The following is a 20622-nucleotide window of genomic DNA, read 5'->3' as shown; positions in this document are numbered from 1 at the left end:
TCGCCGAACAGTCGATCAGCGTGCGCGCGCGATCGGCTGCGGCGCACTGACCCGCCAGATCGTGTTGCCGACATCGTCTGCGACCAGCAGGCCGCCGTGCGCATCCGACTTCACGTCGACCGGACGCCCGTGTGCCTCGCCGTCCGGCGTGACGAAGCCGGTCATGACGTCGATCGGCTTGGCGCCCTTTACCGGCCAGCCTTGCGGCGTGAACGGCACGAACACGACCTTGTAGCCTGACAGTGGCTTGCGGTTCCACGATCCGTGCTCACCGATGAAGGCGCCACGTGCGAAGCGGTCACCCAGACGCGTCTCATTCGCAAAGGATAGGCCGAGTGCCGCGACATGCGGTCCGAGCGCATAGTCGGGGCGCTTGGAATATTGCTGCAATTCCTGGTTCTTCGGCTCGACCCGCGTGTCGGGATAGCCGCCCCAATAATACCACGGCCAGCCGAAGTGATCGCCGAACTCCACGGCAGTCAGGTAATCGGGCGCCAGGTCGGAGCCGAGCATGTCGCGCTCGTTGACGACGGTCCATAGCGCGCGCGTGTCGGGGTTGAGCGCCATGCCGTTCGCATTGCGCAGGCCCGCGGCGTAGATGCGGAACGTCTTCTCCTTCGGATACACTTGCAGGATCACTGCGCGATTGTGCTCCTGATCGAGCCCGTTGTCGGCGATGTTCGTCGACGAGCCGACCGACAGGTACAGGGTGCGGCCATCCTCCGACGCGATGACGTTGCGCGCCCAGTGATTGCCGCCGCCCGGATAGCGCACGACGAGCTCAGGCTTGGCAGTGATCTTCGTCTGACCGCTGGTGTACGGCACGCGCACCAGCGAGTCGGTGTTGGCAACGTAGAGCTGACCGTCGAACAGCGTCATCCCCGAGGGTGAGTTGAGACCGGTCATGAATACCGTCTTCAGCTCCGCCACGCCGTCACCATCCGCGTCGCGCAGCAGGGTGATGCGGTTGGCCGAGGGAACGCCCGCGCCGACCTTGCCGAGCAGGTGCTTCATCACCCAGCCTTGAATGCCTCCACCCTCGCGAGGCGGCGAGTTGGTCTCGGCCACCAGCACGTCGCCGTTAGGCAGGCGATAGAGCCAGCGCGGATGGGACAGGCCAGTCGCGAACGGTTGAACCGTCAGTCCGGCGGGGACCGTCGGACGCTCCCCGTTCTTCCAGCCGATCGGATCGGCGGTGCCGACGGTCGGAATCACCTGCTCACGCGGTGCGGTGATGTCGGGGCGACCGCCCGCCACTGCGTTGACGTCCAGCCGCGCCTTGTCGGGCCAGGCGAGATAGATCAGGGTTGCGACCGCAATAAGGGCGATCAGGCCGAAGACGGCGAGCACATGCTTGAGCATGGCACCCATGTACGCGCGATCGTATTACGATGCACGATGCTTGTGGAGTCGGGCTCGTGAGACTCGAGCGCGGTCCTGGGACCATGAAAATGAGGTGGACCGCCGGCATGGGGGGCATGCCGGCGGCCCTCGGCGGTTCAGCGTCTTGGGTTGCGACCCGAAGGGCTTGTTCCGCCGATCCCAAGGGCAGGGGGCGGAACGCAGCCCGCGTTCCGCCCCCCACCGAGCCGTTGTCCGCGGCGCTACCGGGCAGCGCCCAGCCGCACAAGCGAACGGTTATGCGTCAGGCGGTGAGCAGATCGTAGCGATCCGCGTTCATCACCTTGGTCCATGCCGCCACGAAGTCGCTGACGAACGTGTCGCCCGCATCATCCATTGCGTAGACCTCGGCCACCGCACGCAGCTGCGAGTTCGAGCCGAAGATCAGGTCGGTGCGCGACGCGGTCCACTTGTGCTCGTGGGTCAGGCGGTCGGTGCCGACATATTCCTGGTCGCTCTTCTCATCGACCTGCTTCCACGCCGTCTTCATGTCGAGCAGGTTGACGAAGAAGTCGTTGGTCAGCTGCCCCGGACGATCGGTGAAGACGCCGTGCTGCTTCGCGTTCGAGTGGTTGGTGCCGAGCACGCGCAGCCCGCCGACCAGCACCGCCATCTCGGGCGTCGACAGGCCGAGCAGCTGTGCCTTGTCGACCATCAACTCCTCGGTCGGCACGGTGAAGCGCACCTGCAGGTAGTTGCGGAACGCGTCGGCCTTGGGTTCCAGCACGTCGAAGCTCGCCGTGTCGGTCTGCTCCTCCAGTGCGTCGGTGCGGCCCGGGGTGAACGGCACCTCGATCGACTTGCCCGCCGCCTTCGCCGCCGCCTCGATCCCGACGTTGCCGCCGAGAACGATCAAATCGGCGATCGACACCTTCTTCTCACCCTTGCCGTCGAACTCGGTCTTCAGCCCTTCATAGACCGAGAGGACGCGGGCGAGCTGCTCGGGCTCGTTGACGTCCCAGTCCTTCTGCGGCGCAAAGCGGATGCGCGCACCGTTGGCGCCGCCGCGATGATCCGACTTGCGGTAGGTCGAGGCGGACGCCCAAGCAGTGGTGACCAGCTCGCTGATCTCCAGACCCGAGTTAGCGATCGCCTGCTTGAGCGAGGCGACGTCGAACTGGTCGATGGTCGCGTAATCGGCTTTCGGAATCGGATCCTGCCAGATCAGCTCTTCCGCGGGCACTTCCGGGCCGATGTAGCGCTGCTTCGGACCCATGTCGCGGTGGGTCAGCTTGAACCACGCACGCGCCCATGCATCAGCGAAGTAGGCCGGATCGGCGCGGAACTTCTCCATCACCGCGCGGTAGGCGGGGTCCTCGCGCAGCGCCATATCGGCCGAGGTCATCATCGTCGGGACCTTCTTGCCCTCGACGTGCGCCGACGGGGCAAGCGTGTCCTCGGGATCGCCGACCGGATGGTATTGATTCGCACCCGCCGGGCTCTTCGTCAGCTCATAGTCGTGATCCAGGAGCATGTCGAAGTAGGTCATGTCCCAGGTGATCGGCGTCGGCGTCCACGCGCCCTCGATCCCAGAGGTGATCGTGTCGTCACCCATGCCGGTGCCGTGGGTGCTGGTCCAGCCGAGACCCTGCGCCGCGATGTCCGAACCCTCCGGCTCCTTGCCGACCTTGGACGCGTCGCCGTTGCCGTGCGCCTTGCCGAAGGTGTGGCCGCCCGCGGTCAGCGCGGCGGTTTCCTCATCGTTCATGCCCATGCGCGCGAACGTCTCACGCATGTCGCGCGCCGAGCCCATCGGGTTGGGCTTGCCGCCCGGACCCTCAGGATTGACGTAGATCAGACCGTGCTGGATCGCGGCAAGCGGACTCTCGAGCGCCAGGCCCGCTTCCTCGTCGATGCGCGTCTGGCCGAGCCACTCTTCCTCGGTGCCCCAATAGATGTCCTTGAGTGGCTCGAACACATCCTCGCGCCCGCCCGAGAAGCCGAAGGTCGGCCCCCCATCGACTCGATCGCGACGTTGCCGGTCAGGATGAACAGGTCGGCCCAGCTCAAGGCACGGCCATACTTCTGCTTGATCGGCCAGAGCAGGCGACGTGCCTTGTCGAGGTTGCCGTTATCCGGCCACGAATTGAGCGGCGCGAACCGCTGTGCGCCCGACGACGAACCACCGCGACCGTCGCCGGTGCGATAGGTGCCGGCCGAGTGCCACGCCATGCGGATGAAGAACGGACCATAGTGACCGTAATCGGCCGGCCACCACGGCTGGCTCTCGGTCATCAGCGCGGTCAGGTCTGCCTTTACTGCGGCATAGTCGAGCGTCTTGAACGCCTCACGATAGTTGAACTCCGCGCCCATCGGGTTGGCGGGCTGACCATCGGTCTGCAGGATCTCAAGCGGCAGTGTGTCGGGCCACCAGTCGCGCGCGGTGCGACCCAGCAGCGAACGCATCGCGGCAGGCTGCTTGTCGGGATCGTTGATCGGGCTGCCTTCGGTAATCGCGTCCATGTTCTTCTGGCTCCTCGTCGGCGCATTCAGGCCACTTGGCTCCGCTCATCGCGGAAGCGTGGCTTGGGATAGTCGATGCGCGTGTCTAGCGTGTGACGATTGATCGGGGAAACACGAAATCACGCCTGGATTGATCGTCACGCTCGATCAGTCATCGTCACTGTCCGGCGGCGTCACCGGCGGGTGGAGGCGGACGCGATTGACGCGGCGTTCGTCGGCGTCGATCACCTCGATCTTCCAGCCGCTCGGATGGTCGAGGCAGTCGCCCACCACCGGCACATGCCCGGCAAGCACTGCAGTCAGCCCACCGATCGTGTCGACGTCATTCTCGACCTCGGCAAGCCGCGGATCGATCGCCTCGGCGACGTCCTCCAGTTCGACACGCGCGTCGGCGTCCCACGCGCCGCCGTCGATCGGCACCAGCAGCGGGGCAGGCGCCTCATCATGCTCGTCCTCGATCTCGCCGACGATCTCCTCGATCAAGTCCTCGATCGTTACGAGGCCTTCGGTGCCCGAATATTCGTCGAGCACGACCGCCAGATGGACGCGCGTCTGGCGCATGTCGGCGAGCAGGTCGAGCGCGCCGCGCGACATCGGGACGTAGAGCGGCTGGCGGATCAGCGCCGCGATGTCCGCGGGCTTGTCGGCCGAGCGCGCCAGGATGTTGAACACGTCCTTGATGTGGACCATGCCGATGATCGTATCGAGGTTCTCGCGATAGACGGGCAGGCGGCTGACGCCAGCCTCGGCGAACACCTGCACCAGATGGTCGAAGGTGGTGCGTTCCTCGACCGCGACGATGTCTGCGCGCGGCACGCCGACGTCGCCCGCATCGCGCTCTCCGAAGTGGAGCAGGTTGCGCACCATCTGCCGTTCGAGCGGGGTCAGGTCGCCCTTCGCGTCAGGGCTGGGATCGCCCTCATGCCGGTCGATCACCTCTTCGAGCTGATCGCGCAGCGTTTCTTCGCGCTGTTCGCCGAAGATCAGGTTGCGCAACCCGCTCCAGATATTCTGTTCATTGGAGTCGCCGCCGTGCGCGGCGCTACTTCGGTCCTCGGCCATGGTGGCTGCGTCATTCCTCTCGGATCAGATACGGATCGGCGATGCCGAGATCGGAGAGCGCCGCGCGTTCGATTTCCTCCATCGCGTCGCCCTCTTCATCGGTGCCGTGATCATAGCCTAGCAGATGAAGCGTGCCGTGCACCATCAGGTGCGACAGGTGCTGCTCGACCGAAATGCCGCGCTCTGCCGCCTCGCTCACGCAGACGCCGTGCGCGAGCACGATGTCGCCCAGCAGCACCTCGCCATCGTCGCTGTTCTGCGTCACGGTTGCGATCAGGTCGGGCTGCACCATCGGAAACGACAGCACGTTGGTCGGCTTGTCCTTGCCGCGATACTGGCGGTTGAGCGCGTGGACCTCGTCATCGCTGGTCAGCCGGACGCTCACCTCGACGTGCGCCGGTGTGGTCAGCAGTTCGCCGTGCGGCGTGCGCGACACGGCCGCACGCGCGGCGGCGAGCGTCAGCGCCTCCCAGTCGGCGATGCCGTCCCACGGTTGCTCGCAGGTCAGCTCGACATGGATCATCCCTCGACCCCTTCGTACGCCTCGACGATGCGCCCGACGATCGGGTGGCGCACGACGTCGGCGGCGCTGAAGCGGCACAGCGAGATTCCCTCGACCCCGTCCAACCGCTGCGTGGCGTCGGCCAGCCCGCTGGCACGGACGCCGCCGGGCAGATCGGTCTGGTTCGGATCGCCGCAGATCACCATGCGGCTGTTCTGCCCGAAGCGGGTCAGGAACATCTTCATCTGCGCGGGCGTGGTGTTCTGCGCTTCGTCGAGGATCACGAACGCGTCGGCGAGCGTACGGCCGCGCATGAACGCGATTGGCGCGATCTCGATCTCCCCGCTCGCGATCCGCCGCTCGACCTGCTCGGCCGGCAGGCAGTCGTGAAGCGCGTCGTACAACGGGCGAAGATAGGGATCGACCTTCTCCTTCATGTCGCCGGGCAGGAAGCCGAGCTTCTCGCCCGCCTCGACCGCGGGGCGCGACAGGATCAACCGCTGGACGCTGCCGGTGATCAACTGCGCCACCGCCTGCGCGACCGCGATATAGGTCTTGCCGGTGCCCGCGGGGCCGAGCGCGAAGATCATGTCGTGCGTGGTCAGCTCGCGCATGTAATGCGCCTGCGCCGGTGTGCGCGGGACGATCGTCTTCTTGCGCGTGCGGATCATCACGGAGGGCGCGCCTTGCCCGGCGTCGGCGCGGATGATGCCACTCAGCACCGGTTCAGCCGCCATCGCGATCGATGCGTCGACTAGGCCGGTATCGACCTCCTCGCCGCGCTGGATCCGCTGGTACAGGTCGTTCAGCACGTCGCGTGCGAGCGCGACCTGCTCGGCGGTGCCCTCCAGACCGACGCGGTTGCCGCGCGCGGTAATATAGACCCCCAGCCGGTTCTCCAGCGCGACCAGATGCTGATCATATTGGCCGAACAGCTGTACCAGCAGTTGCGGCTTGTCGAACAAAAGTTCGACGCGGGCACGTTCACCCATCTGGGCGGGAGCAGGCTTGCGACTCATGCGGTCCTTTCACTTACCCGCACAAGGTGAGCACTCGCGGGCGCGCGCGCAACTGCCCTGAAAGCCGCGCACGAGAATTCGCTTAGGCCGCGACCGCCACTTGGGCCTCGCCGGTCAAGGAGTTCGGGCCAGCCTGCGTCAGCACGACGTCGATCAGGTCGCCGATCGCGTAGTCACCGAGCAGGTGAACCGATTGCAGCCACGGCGACTTGCCGAGCCACTGGCCGGGCAGCTTGCCGCGCCGCTCCACCAGCACGCGGCACGTGCGTCCGACCGCCTGCGCGTTGAACGCGGCCTGATCGCGATTGAGCGCGGCCTGCAATCGTTGCAGGCGATCGTCCATCACCTCCGGCGCGACCTGTCCGGCCATGTCGGCGGCGGGCGTGCCGGGGCGGGGGCTGTACTTGAACGAGAACGCCTGCGCGTAGCCGACCGCGTTGACCAGGCTCAGCGTCTCGGCAAACTCTGCCTCGGTTTCGCCCGGAAAGCCGACGATGAAGTCGCCCGACAACGCGATGTCGCGGCGCGCGGCGCGGATGCGGTCGAGCAGGCGCAGGTAGCTGTCGCGCGTGTGGCTGCGGTTCATGACCTTGAGCACGCGGTCCGATCCCGCCTGCACCGGCAGATGGAGGAACGGCATCAGGCTTTCCACGTCGCGGTGCGCGTCGATCAGGCCCTGGCGCATGTCGTTGGGGTGGCTGGTGGTGTAGCGGATGCGCGACAGGCCAGGAATGCGGTCCATCGCGCGGATCAGGTCGTGCAGGCCGCGCCCGTCCACGTCCTCCCACGCATTGACGTTCTGTCCCAGCAGTGTGACCTCGCGCGCGCCGGCGTCGACCAGCGCCCTTGCCTCATCCAGCACGTGCGCGAACGAGCGGCTGACCTCGGCGCCGCGCGTGTAAGGGACCACGCAGTAAGTGCAGAACTTGTCGCACCCCTCCTGCACGGTCAGGAAGGCGCTCGGGCCCACCTTCCGCCTGGCGGGCAGCGCGCCGAACTTGGACGCGAGCGGCATGTCGGTGTCGAGCGCGGCGGTGCCGGAGGCCGCATCGGCGACGAGGCGCGGCAGGTTGTGGTACGCCTGCGGTCCGACCACCACGTCGACCTTGGCGCGGCGGACGATCTCGGCCCCTTCGGCCTGCGCCACGCAGCCCGCGACCGCGATCATCGGCGCGCGCCCGTCCTTGCCGGCATGCTTCCTGATGCGGCCGATGTCCGAATAGACCTTCTCGGTCGCCTTTTCGCGGATGTGGCAGGTGTTGAGCACGACGAGGTCGGCGGCGTTCGCGTCGTCGGTCGCGGTCAGGCCATCGGCCGCCATCAGTTCGGCCATGCGCTCGCCGTCGTAGACGTTCATCTGGCAGCCGAACGACTTGACGTGAAAGGTTTTCGGGGGCGACTTCATGCGTGCGCCCATAGGGCAAAGTGCCGGTAATCGCTACACTTGCCCTGCTACCGGACGGCGGCGACGATCCGCGCGCGTGCCTCGGCCGCGATCGCCTTGCGATTGCCGTTTGGAGCGAAGGGTTCGAGGAAGTGAAGCGTCGCGGTGAAGCGGCCGGCGCGCGCGAGTACGCGGCGCGCGTGATCCACGCCGGGCTCATCGCCGACCCAGGCGAGTTCCGCCGTCGCTGCGCCGTAGTCGATCCGAACCGGCTGGATCATCAGCCCGGCGGGTGCGGGGTCGAGCGCGCCGAGCAGCGCCGCCTTGAACGGCAGCAGCGTCACACCGTCGCCGGTCGTGCCTTCGGGGAAGATCGTCACCGGCCAAGGACGGCGCAACGCATCACGCAGTTGCGCCACCTGCGCCGCTACGTTCATCCGGTCGCCGCGGGCGACGAAGATCGTGTGGTTGAGTGTACACAGCCAGCCGATCAGCGGCGCGCCGCGCAACTCCGATTTGGCGACGAACGCGCTGCCGTTGGCGCCGGCAAGCAGCAGTATGTCGATCCAGCTCAGGTGATTGGCGAGCACGACCACGTCGCGCGTGAGCGGCCGTCCGATGACGCGCACGCGAGCGCCGACGATCCTTGCCACGGTGCCGAGGAACCGCCGCGGCCAAGGCGAGGGCGCGCGCACCAGCCGCCACAGTGCATGCAACAGCAACGCGAGCAGGAGCGCGACGATCAGCGTCGTCAGCCGCGCCGCGGTGCGAACCCCGCCGGCCATGCGAACCCGCCTAGTCCTTGCGGCTGAGGCTGACGCCGTACAATTCCATCCGGTGATCGACCAAGCGGAATCCGAGCTTCTCCGCGATCGCCTTTTGCAACTGCTCCAGTTCGGGATCGACGAACTCGATCACCTTGCCGGTTTCGACGTCGATCAGATGATCATGGTGCGCCTCGGGACTGGGTTCGTAGCGCGCGCGACCGTCTCCGAAATCGTGGCGGTCGAGGATGCCGGCCTCCTCGAACAGGCGCACGGTGCGGTAGACGGTCGCGATCGAGATGCCGGAGTCGATCTTGGATGCGCGCTCGTACACCTTTTCCACGTCGGGATGGTCGTCGGCTTCGGACAGGACGCGCGCGATGACGCGGCGCTGCTCGGTGATGCGCAGGCCCTTTTGATGGCAGAGGGCTTCGAGATCGATGTTGCGAGGCATGAGGCGGCTCTTAAAGGCTAAGGCTTGTTGCGAAAAGCGCTAGCGACTCGCAAAAGGGCTAGAGGTCACGCGCATAGGTGTGCGCGTCGAATGCTTCGCCCGATTTCGCGCGGTAATAGTCGCGCCGCTCGCCCGCCTTGGTGAAGCCGGCCCCGGTGTAGAGTGCCAGCGCCGCATTGTTCGCGCGAACCTCGAGATGGATACGCTTGACCCCGCGTCCGCGACACTCCGCCAGCAGCGATCGCATCAGGGCACCTGCCACGCCGCGCCGACGGTGCGCCGGGTCGACCGCGATCAGCAGCAGCTCGGCCTCGTCGATGATGGCGCGAACCAGCGCGAAGCCGACCACCTCGCCCTCAGCTTTCGCAAGTGTCAGCCACACGCCCGGCATGGTCAGGATGCCGACGCATTGCGCACGCGTCCACGCCTCACCGTAGCGCGGGTCGAACGCCGCCTGCATGACGCGATCCACCGCGTCGGCGTCACTGACGCGGCCGTTGGCGAGTTCGACCATGCGGAGCTGGGTGCTCACCGCGCTACCTTGGGCGCCGGGATCTTGGCATCGGGTGCGCGGCCGTAGAGCGGCGCAGGCGAGAGGCTGCGGTAGTCGGGCGGCAACAGCAAGGCGTGGGCGGCGTCAGGCCACGCTTCAACGATCGGAAAATCGAGATCGATGTCCGCGAGCCAACGCGTGCCGCTGCCGATCGCCAGGCGTCCGCCGAGCGCGCCGAGCGCGCCGAGCGCGGCTTCGGGGCGCAGCGACTGCACCTCGTCCAGCGCAAGGAAGGGAGCGGCGAACGCCTGCATGAAGACCTCACCGTGCCCGCCTTCGGTGATGACGGCAAGTTCGGACATGTCGCCTTTCGCCAGCGCCGCAGCAGCGATCAATGCGAGCGCGCTATAGCCACGCGCCTCCCCACCCCAGCCGAGCGCCAGCGCGCGTGCCGCCGCGATCCCAACGCGGATGCCGGTGAAGCTGCCCGGTCCGACATCGACCAGGATGTGCTGCGCGCGTCCACCATCGGGCAGATCCGCGATCATCGGCAACAGCCGCTCGGCATGGCCGCGCCCGACCACGTGGTGCTGGCGTGCAAGCAACGTCTCGCCTTCGAACAGTGCGACCGAGCAGGCGGCGGTCGCGGTATCGATCACGAGCAGGCGGTCAGCGTGGCTCACGGCAGCGACCGGAGTGAAAGGCACGGAAACATGGCGCAGGCTTTCGCCGCCCGCGCCGCTTCATGCAACCGTGTTGAACTTCTCGAATGTGGGGCGCGGGCTGCGATCGAAGATCGACGACGCGTCGCCGTGACCGATCGTCATGATGAAGTTGGTGCGCACCGCCGGCTGGCCTGCGAAGAACGCCTTGTCGAGCGCGCCGCCGTCGAAACCGGACATCGCCCCGGTATCGAACCCGAGCGCGCGCGCCGCGATCAGCAGATACGCGCCCTGCAACGACGAGTTGCGGAATGCCGACGCCTCGCGCAGCTCGCGATTGCCGTCGAACCAGCTTTTCGCATCGGTGTGCGGGAACAGTTTGGGCAGGTGTTCATGAAAATCGGTGTCCATGCCGACGATGACGGTGACGGGTGCGCCGAGCACCTTAGGCTTGTTCGCCTCGGAGCAGCAGGCGGCGAGCTTCGCCTTTGCCGCGTCGGAGGTGCACCACACCAGCCGCGCCGGCAGCTGGTTGGCGGAGGTCGGACCCATCTTCGCCAGTTCCCAGATCGCGCGGCAATCATCCTCGGTGACCGGCTGGTCGGTGTAGCCGTTGTAGCTGCGTGCGGTGCGGAAGAGCTGGTCGAGCGCGGCATCGTTCAGAGGATGAGACATGGAAGGCTCCGGGGCGTGGATGAAGGAGGGGGGTAACGGCGATCAGACCGCGCGAACCTCGCTCACCTCGGGCACGTAATAGCGCAGCAACTGCTCGATGCCGTTCTTGAGTGTCGCGCTGGAGGACGGGCAGCCGGCGCAGGCGCCCTGCATGCGCAGATACACCTTGCCCTTGTCGAAGCCGCGATAGACGATGTCGCCGCCGTCATTCGCCACCGCCGGGCGAACGCGCGTGTCGATCAGGTCCTTGATTTGCGCAACGATGTCGGCGTCGGCCGGATCGTCGGCGAATGCTTCCTCTTCTGCCGGAACCGAAAAGCCGGCGGAGGCGGGGCGGAACAGCGGCATCTGCGCCGCGAAATGATCCATCAGGATGCCGAGTACGTCGGGCTTGAGCGTCCCCCAGGCGACACCCGGCGCCGCGGTCACCGACACGAAATCGCGCCCGAAGAACACGCCGGTCACGTCGCCCAGATCGAACAGCGCTTGCGCCAGCGGGCTTGCCTCGGCTTCCTCGGGCGTGGCGAAATCGCGCGTGCCGGCGTCCATGACGACACGCCCAGGCAGGAACTTCAGGGTCGCCGGATTCGGCGTGGCTTCTGTTTCGATCAGCATGGCGGCGATGTGGCGCACGCGACCGGCCGGATCAAGCCGCGGGCACGAAAGCGATCGTTTCAGCGTGCGTCGTGCACCTTGGCCATGCCTTGAGGCCGTGAGCGTGTCGCTCAAACGTCGAGCTGCTTCACCGCCGCGTTCCACCTGGCGACGTTGTCGCGCGCTTCCTGCACGAACGCGCTGCGCTTGACGAAGCCGAGGAACAGGTCGGCGAACCACTTGCCCGGCTGCCTGAGCGGGCGTTCGACCTGCAGCAGCAGCACGACCCGCGTGCTCGCCGTGTCGTTCCACACTTCATGATCGTAGGTGTCGTCAAAGACCAGGGTCTGCCCCTCGCACCAGCGGACCACGCGCTGGTCGACGCGCATGCGGACGTCGCCGTCGCGCGGCACGATCAACCCCAGGTGACAGGTGATCAGCCCCTTGGTCACGCCGCGATGTGCCGGAATATGCGTCCCCGGCGCCAGGATCGAGAAAAAGGCGGAGTTCAGCCCCGGAATCGCCTCGATCACCGCCTTGGTCTCAGGACAGCGCGCCAGATTGTCGTCGATCGGGTAGCCATAGCCCCAGAGGAAGAACGAGCGCCATTTGTCCACCTCGGCGATCGAGCGATGGTCGGGCGAGATCGTGGCGAGGCTGGGCGCGGCGTGGCCAACGAGCGCGACGCCGATCGCCTCGTCGCGGATCGCCGTCCAGCGATCGCGCAAGCCCTGCGACCAGGCGAAGTCGCGCACGTCGAGCACCGGGTCGTTCGGGACCAGCGACGATCCCGCGATCAGCCAGTCGAACATCCCGCGCAGATGCTTGCCGACGCGGATGATGAGCGGCCGGTTGCGCTCGGCCTGCATCGCAGCGCCTGCGGCCGGTGCGCCGGAAATGATGTTCGGTGCAGGGTTGGTAACAGTCGTCGTTGTCGGCGTGTCGCTGCGCCAGGTGACCGACCGTGCGACCTCTTCTGCAATCATCGCGTGCTTTCGTCTCCTCGTCACCCGTTCCGGCGTTACTAGATGATGTTGGGCCGGGAATCAGGCGATTAGGCAGCCAAGACGACGAAATGATGGCAGGGTCGCGGCGATCATTGGCCGTTCGGCGTACGCGCGTAACGGTGTGTTGCCAGGCAAAGGACGGGAGAGCGGCGTTGCGCGCGAACGTTGCAGTGGCGCACCGGCAGCCCTACAAGTAACCGCATATGGTTTCTTCCGCACGCGCGCTGTCCAAGCCGCTCGTCGCCTTTCTCCTCGCCACCGCGCTGGTACCGGCCGCCGCCGGTCAGCGCGTCGGGAACGGCAAGCCTGCTCCAGCCGTAAAGCCGTCGACGCCCGACGCCACGCCGGTCGATCCGGCCTCGGTCAAGGTCGATACCGCGCCATGGCTGTTCAAGGGATCGGACATCCCGCCCGATCCGGCGTGGTATTTCGGCCGCCTGCCGAACGGCCTGCGCTACGCGGTGCGCAAGAACGGCGTCCCGCCGGGGCAGGTCGCGGTCCGTGTCCGCATCGACGCGGGATCGCTGTACGAGAAGGATGACGAACAGGGCTTCGCGCACCTGATCGAGCATCTGTCGTTCCGTGGCTCCAAATACGTGCCCGACGGCGAGGCGAAGCGCGTTTGGCAGCGTTTCGGCGCGACCTTCGGCTCTGATTCGAACGCGTCGACCACGCCGACGCAGACGGTCTACAAGCTCGACCTGCCCGGCGCGACGCAGGTAAACCTCGACGAGAGCCTCAAGATTTTCGCGGGCATGATGCAGGAACCCGCGATCACCGCGCAGGGCCTCGCCGCCGAGCGTCCGGCCGTCCTCGCCGAACAGCGTGAGGCGCCGGGGCCGCAGGTCCGCTACGGCGACGCGCTGCGCGAAACCTTCTTCGCGGGGCAGCCGCTTGCCAACCGCTCGCCGATCGGCACGATCAAGACGCTGGAGGCGGCGACGCCGGCGGCGGTGCAGGCGTTCCACGATCGCTGGTACCGGCCTGAGAACACGGTGGTGATCCTGTCGGGCGACATCGATCCCGCCACGGCCGCGACGCTGATCGTCAAGAATTTCGCGAGCTGGACCGGGCACGGGCCTGCCGTTCCCGCACCCAGTTTCGGCAAGCCCGACCCCAGCGCGCCCCCGACCAGAACCGTCGTCGAGCCGTCGCTGCCGCCGATCGTCGCGACCGCGGTGCTGCGCCCGTGGGAATACCGCGACGACACGATCATCTTCAATCAGAAGCGGCTGGTCGATTTCGTCGCGCTGCGCGTCATCAACCGCCGGCTGGAGACGCGGGCGCGGGCAGGGGGCAGCTTCCTGCAAGCCTCGGTCAGCCTTGATGACGTGTCGCGATCGGCCAACGGCACCTTCACCAACATCGTGCCCTTGGGCGACGATTGGGAGGCAGCGCTCAAGGACGTGCGCGCGGTGATCGCCGACGCGATGGCGACCGCGCCGACGCAAGCCGAGGTCGACCGCGAGCTGACCGAGTTCGATGCCGCGATGAAGAACGACGTCGCCACCGCGCGCGTCGAAGCGGGGACCAAGCAGGCCGACGACATGGTCGGCGCGCTCGACATCCGCGAGACGGTCGCGGGGCCTGAGACTTCGTACAAGATATTGCAGGACGCGCGCGCGAAGGGGTTCTTCACGCCCGCCGCGATGCTCGAATCGACAAACCGGCTGTTCAAGGGCGATGCGACGCGCGCCATGCTCAACACGCGCACGCCCGATGCGGGCGCCGCCGCGAAGCTCGCCGCCGCGCTCAAGGCCGACGTGTCGAAGCTCGCGGGCAAGCGCAGCCAGCAGGCGGCGGTCGACTTCTCCAAGGTGCCGAAACTCGGCACGCCGGGGAAGGTCGTGACCCGCGCCACGGTGACAGCCGATCCCGGTATCGAGCAGGTGACCTTTTCGAACGGCGTCCGCGCGCTGCTATACCCGAATTCGTCGGAGACCGGGCGCGTCTATCTGCGCGTGCGTTTCGGGCGCGGCAATCTCGCCCTGCCCGGCGACAAGCCGACCGTCGCCTGGGCGGGCGACAACGCGCTGGTGGCGAGCGGTATCGGCAAGCTGCGCCAGGGCGACCTCGACCAGCTGACCGCCGGACGCCGCATGGGGCTCGACTTCGACATCGGCGACGATGCCTTTACGCTGAGCGCGATCACGACGCCGGGCGATTATTCCGACAATCTGACGCTGATGGCGGCGAAGCTCGCCGCGCCGGGGTGGGATCCGCAACCGGTCGCACGCGCGCGCGCCGCCGCACTCGCGGGCTATGCTGGGCTGTCGTCGTCACCCGACGGCGTGCTGTCGCGCGATCTGGAACGCCTGCTGCGTGACGGCGACCCGCGCTGGGGCACGCCGACGCTTGGGCAGATCGAGGCGCTGAACGCCCCCGACTTCCGCAAGTTGTTCGAGCCGCTGCTCGCGACCGGGCCGATCGAGGTCGACGTGTTCGGCGATGTAAAGGCGGACGAGGCGGTCGCCGCGATCGCCAAGAGCTTCGGCGCGCTGAAACTCCGCACGCCTGCTGCCACCAGCGCTGCCCTGGTGCGCTTCCCCGCGCACAACGCGACGCCGGTGCAGCTGACGCATGACGGCGCGGACACGCAGGCGGCGGCGGTGATCGCGTGGCCGACCGGCGGCGGATCGGCCGACCATGCCGAGGCGCGTCGGCTCGACGTGCTCGCCGCGGTCTTCTCCGACCGGCTGTTCGAGCGGCTGCGCTCGGTCGCTGGGGCGAGCTACTCGCCCAGCGCGCAGAGCCAGTGGCCGACCGGGCTGCCCGGCGGCGGGCGGCTGATCGCGCTGGGGCAGGTCGCGCCCGACAAGGTGCCGCTGTTCTTCCAGCTCTCGCGCCAGATCGCGGCCGAACTGGTGTCGACCCCGATCGGTCCCGATGAGCTCAAGCGCACGATCGTGCCGATGCTGCAATATATGTCGCGTGCCTCGTCGGGGAACCAGTTCTGGCTGATGCAGATGCAGGGCGGAAGCTATGATCCCAAGCGGGTCGAGGCGACGCAGAGCATCGTCACCGACATGACGAGCATTACCCCCCCACTGCTTCAGGCGACCGCGGCGAAATACCTTTTGCCGTCGAAGGACTGGACGCTGGCGGTGATGCCGAAGAAGGCTGCCATCGCGAGTACCCCGGCCACAAAATAGCGCAGGCGCTCCGGGTGGGGCAGGCACCGGCCGGAGCATCCCACCGCGCTTAGCCGCGGTACAGCGCCTCCAGCCGCTCTCCGTAGATCTGGCGCAGCACGTGACGCCTGATCTTCAGGCTCGGCGTCAGTTGCTCGTTCTCGATCCCGAACGGCTCGTCGGCGACGATCCAGCGGCGGACGCGCTCGATCACCGACAGGTCGCGATTGGTGCGGTCGACCGCAGCCTGTAGCGCGGCCCGGTACTCGGGATCGTGCTTCGTCTTGCCGGTTCTCGCCGTCCACTCGGCGCTCCATTCCGCATCAGGCACCAGCACCGCGACCATGTGCGGCTTGCGGTCGCCCGCGATCATCGCCTGCGCGATCTCGGGCTGGAGGGTAAGCATCCCCTCGACCTTTTGCGGGGCGACATTGTCGCCCTTGTCGTTGATGATCAGGTCCTTCTTGCGATCGGTGATCCTGATCCGCCCGCCTTCGTCGATCTCACCGATGTCGCCGGTGTGGAGCCAGCCGTCGTTGAGCACGCGCGCGGTCTCGGCATCGTTGCGCCAGTAACCGTGCATGACGAGCTCGCCGCGCACCAGGATCTCGCCGTCCTCGGCGATGCGTACCTCCGTGTCGGGCAGCGGCGGCCCGACGCTGTCCATCGTGACCCCCGCGCTGGGCCGGTTGCACGAGATGACAGGCGCTGCCTCGGTCTGGCCGTAGCCCTGGAGGAATGTGACGCCGAGCGATTGGAAGAAGATGCCGACCTCGGGCGTCAACGGCGCACCGCCGGAGATCATTGCCTTCATCCGGCCGCCGAACTTCTTCGCGATCTTGCGCTTGAACAGCGCATCGACCAGCAACGCCTTCGGTCGATCGGCCAGCCGCAGTTTGTCCGCATACCGTTTCGTGCCGACGTCCAGTGCGGCGGCGAGCAGCTTGGCGGAAACGCCGCCCTGCTTCTCGATCGTCTTAGAGATGCGGGTGCGCAATACCTCGAACAGGCGCGGCACGACGAACATGATCGTCGGGCGGGTCTCCTCCATGTTGGCGGCGAGCTTCTCGATCCCCTCGGCATAGTAGATCTGCCCGCCAAGCCCGATCGGCACGAACTGTCCGCCGGTATGCTCGTAGGCATGACTGAGCGGCAGGAACGAGAGGAACACCTCGTCACCCCAGCCGAGATCCTCCGAGATCACGTCGCAGCAGGCCTTGACGTTGTGCAGGATCGCGCCGTGGTGCTGCACCACCCCGCGCGGTGCGCCGCCGGTGCCGCTGGTGTAGATGATGCAGGCGGGATCGCCGCGCGCGAAGTCGGCCTTCGCGCGCGCGTCGTCGACGCTCGCGGGATGCCGGTCGATCAGCGTCTGCCAGTCGTAAACGTCGAACGGCGTCTGGCCGAGCCGGACGGGGTCGATCCCGATCAGGATCTGCGGCTGGATCGAGCGCAGGATTGCGGGCATCAGCGTCTTGGCGAGCTTGTCGGTCGAGACGATCACCGCCTTCGCGCCCGAATTCTCGATGATGTGGGTGTGATCGCGCTCGGTATTGGTGGTGTAGGTCGGCACCGTGATCGCGCCCGCCGCCATGATGGCGAGATCGGACAGGCACCATTCGGGGCGGTTCTCGCTAACCAGCATCACCCGGTCGCCCCGCTCCACCCCGATCGCGGTCAGCGCGGCGGCAAGGCGCGCGACCTTTTCGGCGGCATCGCGCCACGTCGTCGGCTGCCACGCGCCGTCGCGCTTCGCCCACAGGAACGGCGCGTCGCCCTGCTCGGCCGCGCGAGCGAAGAACATCGCGACCAGATTGGGGAAATGTTCGAGCCTGCGCGTCACGGTGATCCTCCCGGTTGCGGCCTGATCGGCCCGTATTGCGGCCACGCTCTAGGGGCAGGTCGGAGGCGACGCTAGGGGAGGCGCATACGCGCACGAGGTGCGCGCCGTGGCGAATAGTTGCGCGGTGGTGTGCGCCGCCGCGTGGACGAAGTGGCGGTCAGTGCGTAATCCAGCGCCATGCGTACCCCTTTGCTCGCCGCCGTTGCCGCCCTCCTGCTCGCCTCGTGCACGGCGATGCCGGCGGGCGATCCGCCACCACCGTTGCCGAGCGCCGCGGCGCCGCGGACGCCCGGCTTCGTCGTCGCGGCCAACCCGCTCGCGGTTGATGCCGGCATGGCGGTGTTGCGCCGTGGGGGCAGCGCAGTCGACGCGGCGATCGCGGTGCAGGCGATGCTGTCGCTGGTCGAGCCGCAGAGCTCGGGAATCGGCGGTGGCGCGTTCATGACCTATTACGATGCAGGCAAGCGCGACGTGATCGTTTATGACGGGCGCGAGGTCGCACCGGCGGGCGCGAGCGCGGACATGTTCCTCGATCCCGACACGCGTCAGCCGCTGCCGTTCGCGCGCGCGGTGCTGTCAGGCCGCGCCACCGGCGTCCCCGGTGCGGTCGCGATGTTGGCCGAGGCGCACCGGCTGCACGGCGCGCTTCCGTGGCGCACGCTGTTCAGCGACGCGGAGCGGACCGCACGCGACGGCTTCATCGTCTCGCCCAGGCTCGCGCACATGCTGGCGGGCAGCTACGCCGAACTGTCGGCACCGGATGTGCAGCATTACTTCGCGCGACCGGGTGGCGGGTTGCTTCAGGCGGGCGACCGGCTGCGCAACCCGGCCTATGCCGAGTTTCTGACGCGCTTCGCGGCCGAGGGACCGGCGGCGCTGTACCGCGGCGAGACGGCGCGCCGCATCGTTGCGCGGGTGCAGGCCGCGCCGTTGCCCGGCACGATGACCGAGGCCGATCTCGCCGCTTATCGGCCGATCGCGCGGACGCCGGTGTGCGGTGCGTGGCGCGTCTACCGCGTCTGTGCTGCCCCGCCGCCCGCTAGCGGGGTCGGGCTGATCGAGCTGCTCGGCCTACTCGAGCGGACCGATATCGCGAAACGTGGCCCGAACGATCCGCAGGCCTGGTACCTGTTCGCGGAGGCGAGCCGGCTGATGTACGCCGACCGCGATCGCTATGTCGCCGATCCCGCCTTTGTACGCGTGCCGGTCGCGGGAATGATCGACCCGGCCTATCTCGACAGCCGATCGCGGCTGATCGGGCGGCGTGCTGGTCCTGCACCGGTCGCAGGCTCCCCGCCGGGCGCTCCCCTGACCGGCCCGGACGCGACGCACGAGCCCGCGGGCACCTCGCACTTCATCGTTGGTGACGGTGCGGGCAACGTCGTCTCGATCACGACCACGGTGGAGTCGATCTTCGGCTCGGGGCGGATGGTCGACGGCTTCTTTCTCAACAACCAAATGACCGATTTCTCGTTCAGCCCGCGCGACGCGACCGGCCGCGCGGCGGTGAACGCGGTGGCGCCGGGTAAGCGCCCGCGCTCGTCGATGACGCCGCTTGTCATGCTCGACCGTGACAACCGTTTCGCCGGTGCGATCGGATCGGCCGGCGGCAATGCGATTCTCGCCTATGTCGCCAAGTCGCTGGTTGCCGCGATCGACTGGAACCTGCCGGCGCAGGCGGCGCTCGCGCAGCCGAACCTTGTCGCGCGCGGCGATGCATACCAGGGCGAGGTGACCAAGTTCGCGCCGCAGGTGCTTGCCGGGCTCGCCGCTCGCGGCATCGCGCTCAAACCGGGGCAGGGCGAGGACTCCGGCGTTCACGCGATGATCGTGCGCGGTGGCGGACGCTATGATGGCGGCTATGACTCTCGGCGCGAAGGCAAGGTGGTGGTGGAGGCGGTGCCAGCGCCGCGCATCAGGTCAGTCGCCATCCGCCCCGATCGCGTCGGCCACGCACGCGAAACCGTTGCGGCGCAGTAGCGCGTCGAGCTCGCGCAGGATGCGTGCGGGCAGCCCCGGCCCGCCATAGACCATTGCCGAATAGACCTGCACCAGGCTCGCGCCGGCGCGGATGCGGGCATAGGCCTCCGCTCCGGTATCGATGCCGCCGACCGCAACGAGCGGCAACGCGCCGCCGGTCGCGCGGCGAAAATCGCTCAGCCGCTCGCGTGCGAGTGTCCGCAACGGTGCGCCCGACAGCCCGCCCGTCTCGTTCTTGTGCCGGGAGGCGAGCGCGGGGCGGGAGATCGTCGTGTTGCCCATGATGAGCGCCTCGACACCCCCGTCGATCGCGTCGCGCGCGATGTTATCGATCTGTGCATGGGTCAGATCGGGCGCGACCTTGAGGAACAGCGGCGTTTTCCCCTTGGCGGATCGGCAGGCAGCAAGCAGATCCCGAAGCGCCGCGCCCTCCTGAAGGTCGCGCAGACCGGGCGTGTTGGGCGAGCTGATGTTGATCGTGACATAGTCCGCGACGCGCGCCGCCGCCGTGACACCGGTGACGTAGTCCGCGACGCGGTCGGTCGTATCCTTGTTCGCGCCGACGTTGATGCCCAGCACGCCGGTGCGCTTCGCCGCCGCCGCCCGTGCGATCCCTGCCGTCTGACCGCCGTTGTTGAATCCCATGCGATTGATGACTGCGCCGTCTTCCGCCAGCCGGAACAGTCGCGGCTTCGGATTGCCGCTCTGCGCCAGCGGGGTCAGCGTGCCGACCTCCACCATGCCGAAGCCGAGCGCGAACCAGCCGGGGATCGCGCGCGCATCCTTGTCGACGCCGGCGGCGAGCCCGAGCGGATTGGCGAAGTCGAGCCCGGCGACGCGCACCGGCAGGTGCGACACGCGCGGGCGCATCGGCGCATCCGCTGCCGCCCATCCGGCGAGCAGACGCACCGCGGCGACATGCGCGCGTTCGGGATCGAGCAGGTGGAGCAAGCGCGTGGTATTGGGCATACCATGCTCTTCGCCGATCGTGCACGGCTGAGCAAATCTCGATTCGCGCTCCATTTGTAAGGATCGCATGGGACGCTGACGCTTCCTTCCAATACATCCGGCCCGCCGCGTGCTCGAAGGTGCATGCGACCCGAGGGGCTTCGTTCCGCGAAGCTCTTGCACTCAGGCCCGGCGCTCCCGTCGGGCCTTTTTTCGTGGCTCATGCAGTCGATTGCGCTG

General features: G+C 67.6%; 16 protein-coding genes and 1 pseudogene. 2 read left to right on the top strand and 15 right to left on the bottom strand.

All coding sequences use genetic code 11. The features are described 5' to 3' along the window. Positions 1–15 precede the first annotated feature (15 nt). From SMN802W_RS0111560 to SMN802W_RS0111500, 13 genes and pseudogenes are all read right to left on the bottom strand, one after another. Entirely contained in the window at positions 16–1362 is a 1347-nt protein-coding gene (locus SMN802W_RS0111560) for a PQQ-dependent sugar dehydrogenase (protein ID WP_019517070.1), read from the bottom strand. Positions 1363–1645: 283 nt separating this feature from the next. Continuing rightward, positions 1646–3864, bottom strand: a pseudogene (katG, locus tag SMN802W_RS16950) (catalase/peroxidase HPI). A 147-nt stretch (positions 3865–4011) separates the two neighbouring features. Further along, on the bottom strand, positions 4012–4926 hold the full coding sequence (locus tag SMN802W_RS0111550) for a hemolysin family protein (protein ID WP_019517069.1): 915 nt from the start codon (positions 4924–4926) through the stop codon (positions 4012–4014). Positions 4927–4936: 10 nt separating this feature from the next. Next, positions 4937–5449 carry an rRNA maturation RNase YbeY gene (gene ybeY, locus SMN802W_RS0111545; RefSeq protein ID WP_019517068.1) on the bottom strand — a complete coding sequence of 171 codons (513 nt, stop codon included), beginning with the start codon at positions 5447–5449 and terminating at the stop codon, positions 4937–4939. Beyond that, positions 5446–6447 carry a PhoH family protein gene (locus SMN802W_RS0111540; protein ID WP_026326047.1) on the bottom strand — a complete coding sequence of 334 codons (1002 nt, stop codon included), beginning with the start codon at positions 6445–6447 and terminating at the stop codon, positions 5446–5448. The genes ybeY and SMN802W_RS0111540 overlap by 4 nt, the downstream gene beginning before the upstream one ends. 82 nt (positions 6448–6529) lie before the next feature. Next, the gene (gene miaB / locus SMN802W_RS0111535; protein ID WP_019517066.1) at positions 6530–7864 is read right to left on the bottom strand and encodes a tRNA (N6-isopentenyl adenosine(37)-C2)-methylthiotransferase MiaB; all 1335 of its coding nucleotides are present in this window, start codon (positions 7862–7864) and stop codon (positions 6530–6532) included. A gap of 35 nt (positions 7865–7899) precedes the next feature. After that, a complete protein-coding gene (locus tag SMN802W_RS0111530) occupies positions 7900–8616 on the bottom strand; it encodes a lysophospholipid acyltransferase family protein (protein ID WP_019517065.1) in 717 nt (238 codons plus the stop codon). A 10-nt stretch (positions 8617–8626) separates the two neighbouring features. Beyond that, a complete protein-coding gene (locus SMN802W_RS0111525) occupies positions 8627–9049 on the bottom strand; it encodes a Fur family transcriptional regulator (RefSeq protein WP_019517064.1) in 423 nt (140 codons plus the stop codon). A gap of 58 nt (positions 9050–9107) precedes the next feature. Then, positions 9108–9581 (bottom strand): ribosomal protein S18-alanine N-acetyltransferase, encoded by a 474-nt coding sequence (gene rimI / locus SMN802W_RS0111520; protein ID WP_019517063.1) that lies wholly within the window; start codon positions 9579–9581, stop codon positions 9108–9110. Continuing rightward, positions 9578–10225, bottom strand: coding sequence for a tRNA (adenosine(37)-N6)-threonylcarbamoyltransferase complex dimerization subunit type 1 TsaB (tsaB, locus tag SMN802W_RS0111515; protein WP_019517062.1), 648 nt, complete (start codon positions 10223–10225; stop codon positions 9578–9580). Before tsaB ends, rimI begins: the two co-directional genes overlap by 4 nt. A gap of 60 nt (positions 10226–10285) precedes the next feature. Then, positions 10286–10879 (bottom strand): malonic semialdehyde reductase, encoded by a 594-nt coding sequence (locus tag SMN802W_RS0111510; RefSeq protein WP_019517061.1) that lies wholly within the window; start codon positions 10877–10879, stop codon positions 10286–10288. 42 nt (positions 10880–10921) lie between these two features. Continuing rightward, the gene (locus SMN802W_RS0111505; RefSeq protein ID WP_026326045.1) at positions 10922–11494 is read right to left on the bottom strand and encodes a NifU family protein; all 573 of its coding nucleotides are present in this window, start codon (positions 11492–11494) and stop codon (positions 10922–10924) included. A 110-nt stretch (positions 11495–11604) separates the two neighbouring features. Further along, entirely contained in the window at positions 11605–12459 is an 855-nt protein-coding gene (locus tag SMN802W_RS0111500) for an aspartyl/asparaginyl beta-hydroxylase domain-containing protein (RefSeq protein ID WP_019517059.1), read from the bottom strand. Positions 12460–12683: 224 nt separating this feature from the next. Between SMN802W_RS0111500 and SMN802W_RS0111495 the strand changes: the two genes are divergently transcribed. Continuing rightward, positions 12684–15632 carry a M16 family metallopeptidase gene (locus tag SMN802W_RS0111495; RefSeq protein ID WP_019517058.1) on the top strand — a complete coding sequence of 983 codons (2949 nt, stop codon included), beginning with the start codon at positions 12684–12686 and terminating at the stop codon, positions 15630–15632. A gap of 49 nt (positions 15633–15681) precedes the next feature. On the opposite strand, the gene SMN802W_RS0111490 is transcribed toward SMN802W_RS0111495, so the two are convergent. Beyond that, a complete protein-coding gene (locus SMN802W_RS0111490; RefSeq protein WP_051083615.1) occupies positions 15682–17415 on the bottom strand; it encodes an AMP-dependent synthetase/ligase in 1734 nt (577 codons plus the stop codon). A gap of 216 nt (positions 17416–17631) precedes the next feature. On the opposite strand from SMN802W_RS0111490, the gene SMN802W_RS0111485 reads away from it, so the two are divergent. Next, complete coding sequence (locus tag SMN802W_RS0111485) at positions 17632–19434, top strand: gamma-glutamyltransferase family protein (RefSeq protein WP_037523895.1); 1803 nt, start codon at positions 17632–17634, stop codon at positions 19432–19434. Here SMN802W_RS0111485 and SMN802W_RS0111480 read toward each other — a convergent pair. Beyond that, the gene (locus tag SMN802W_RS0111480; RefSeq protein WP_019517055.1) at positions 19375–20403 is read right to left on the bottom strand and encodes a quinone-dependent dihydroorotate dehydrogenase; all 1029 of its coding nucleotides are present in this window, start codon (positions 20401–20403) and stop codon (positions 19375–19377) included. The two genes, SMN802W_RS0111485 and SMN802W_RS0111480, sit on opposite strands and share 60 nt — an antisense overlap. Positions 20404–20622 lie beyond the last annotated feature (219 nt).

The organism is Sphingomonas sp. Mn802worker, assembly GCF_000382485.1.
Lineage (GTDB): Bacteria > Pseudomonadota > Alphaproteobacteria > Sphingomonadales > Sphingomonadaceae > Sphingomonas.
The sequence above is the reverse complement of the archived record's forward strand: the minus strand, read 5'-3'. Positions and strand labels throughout refer to the sequence as shown.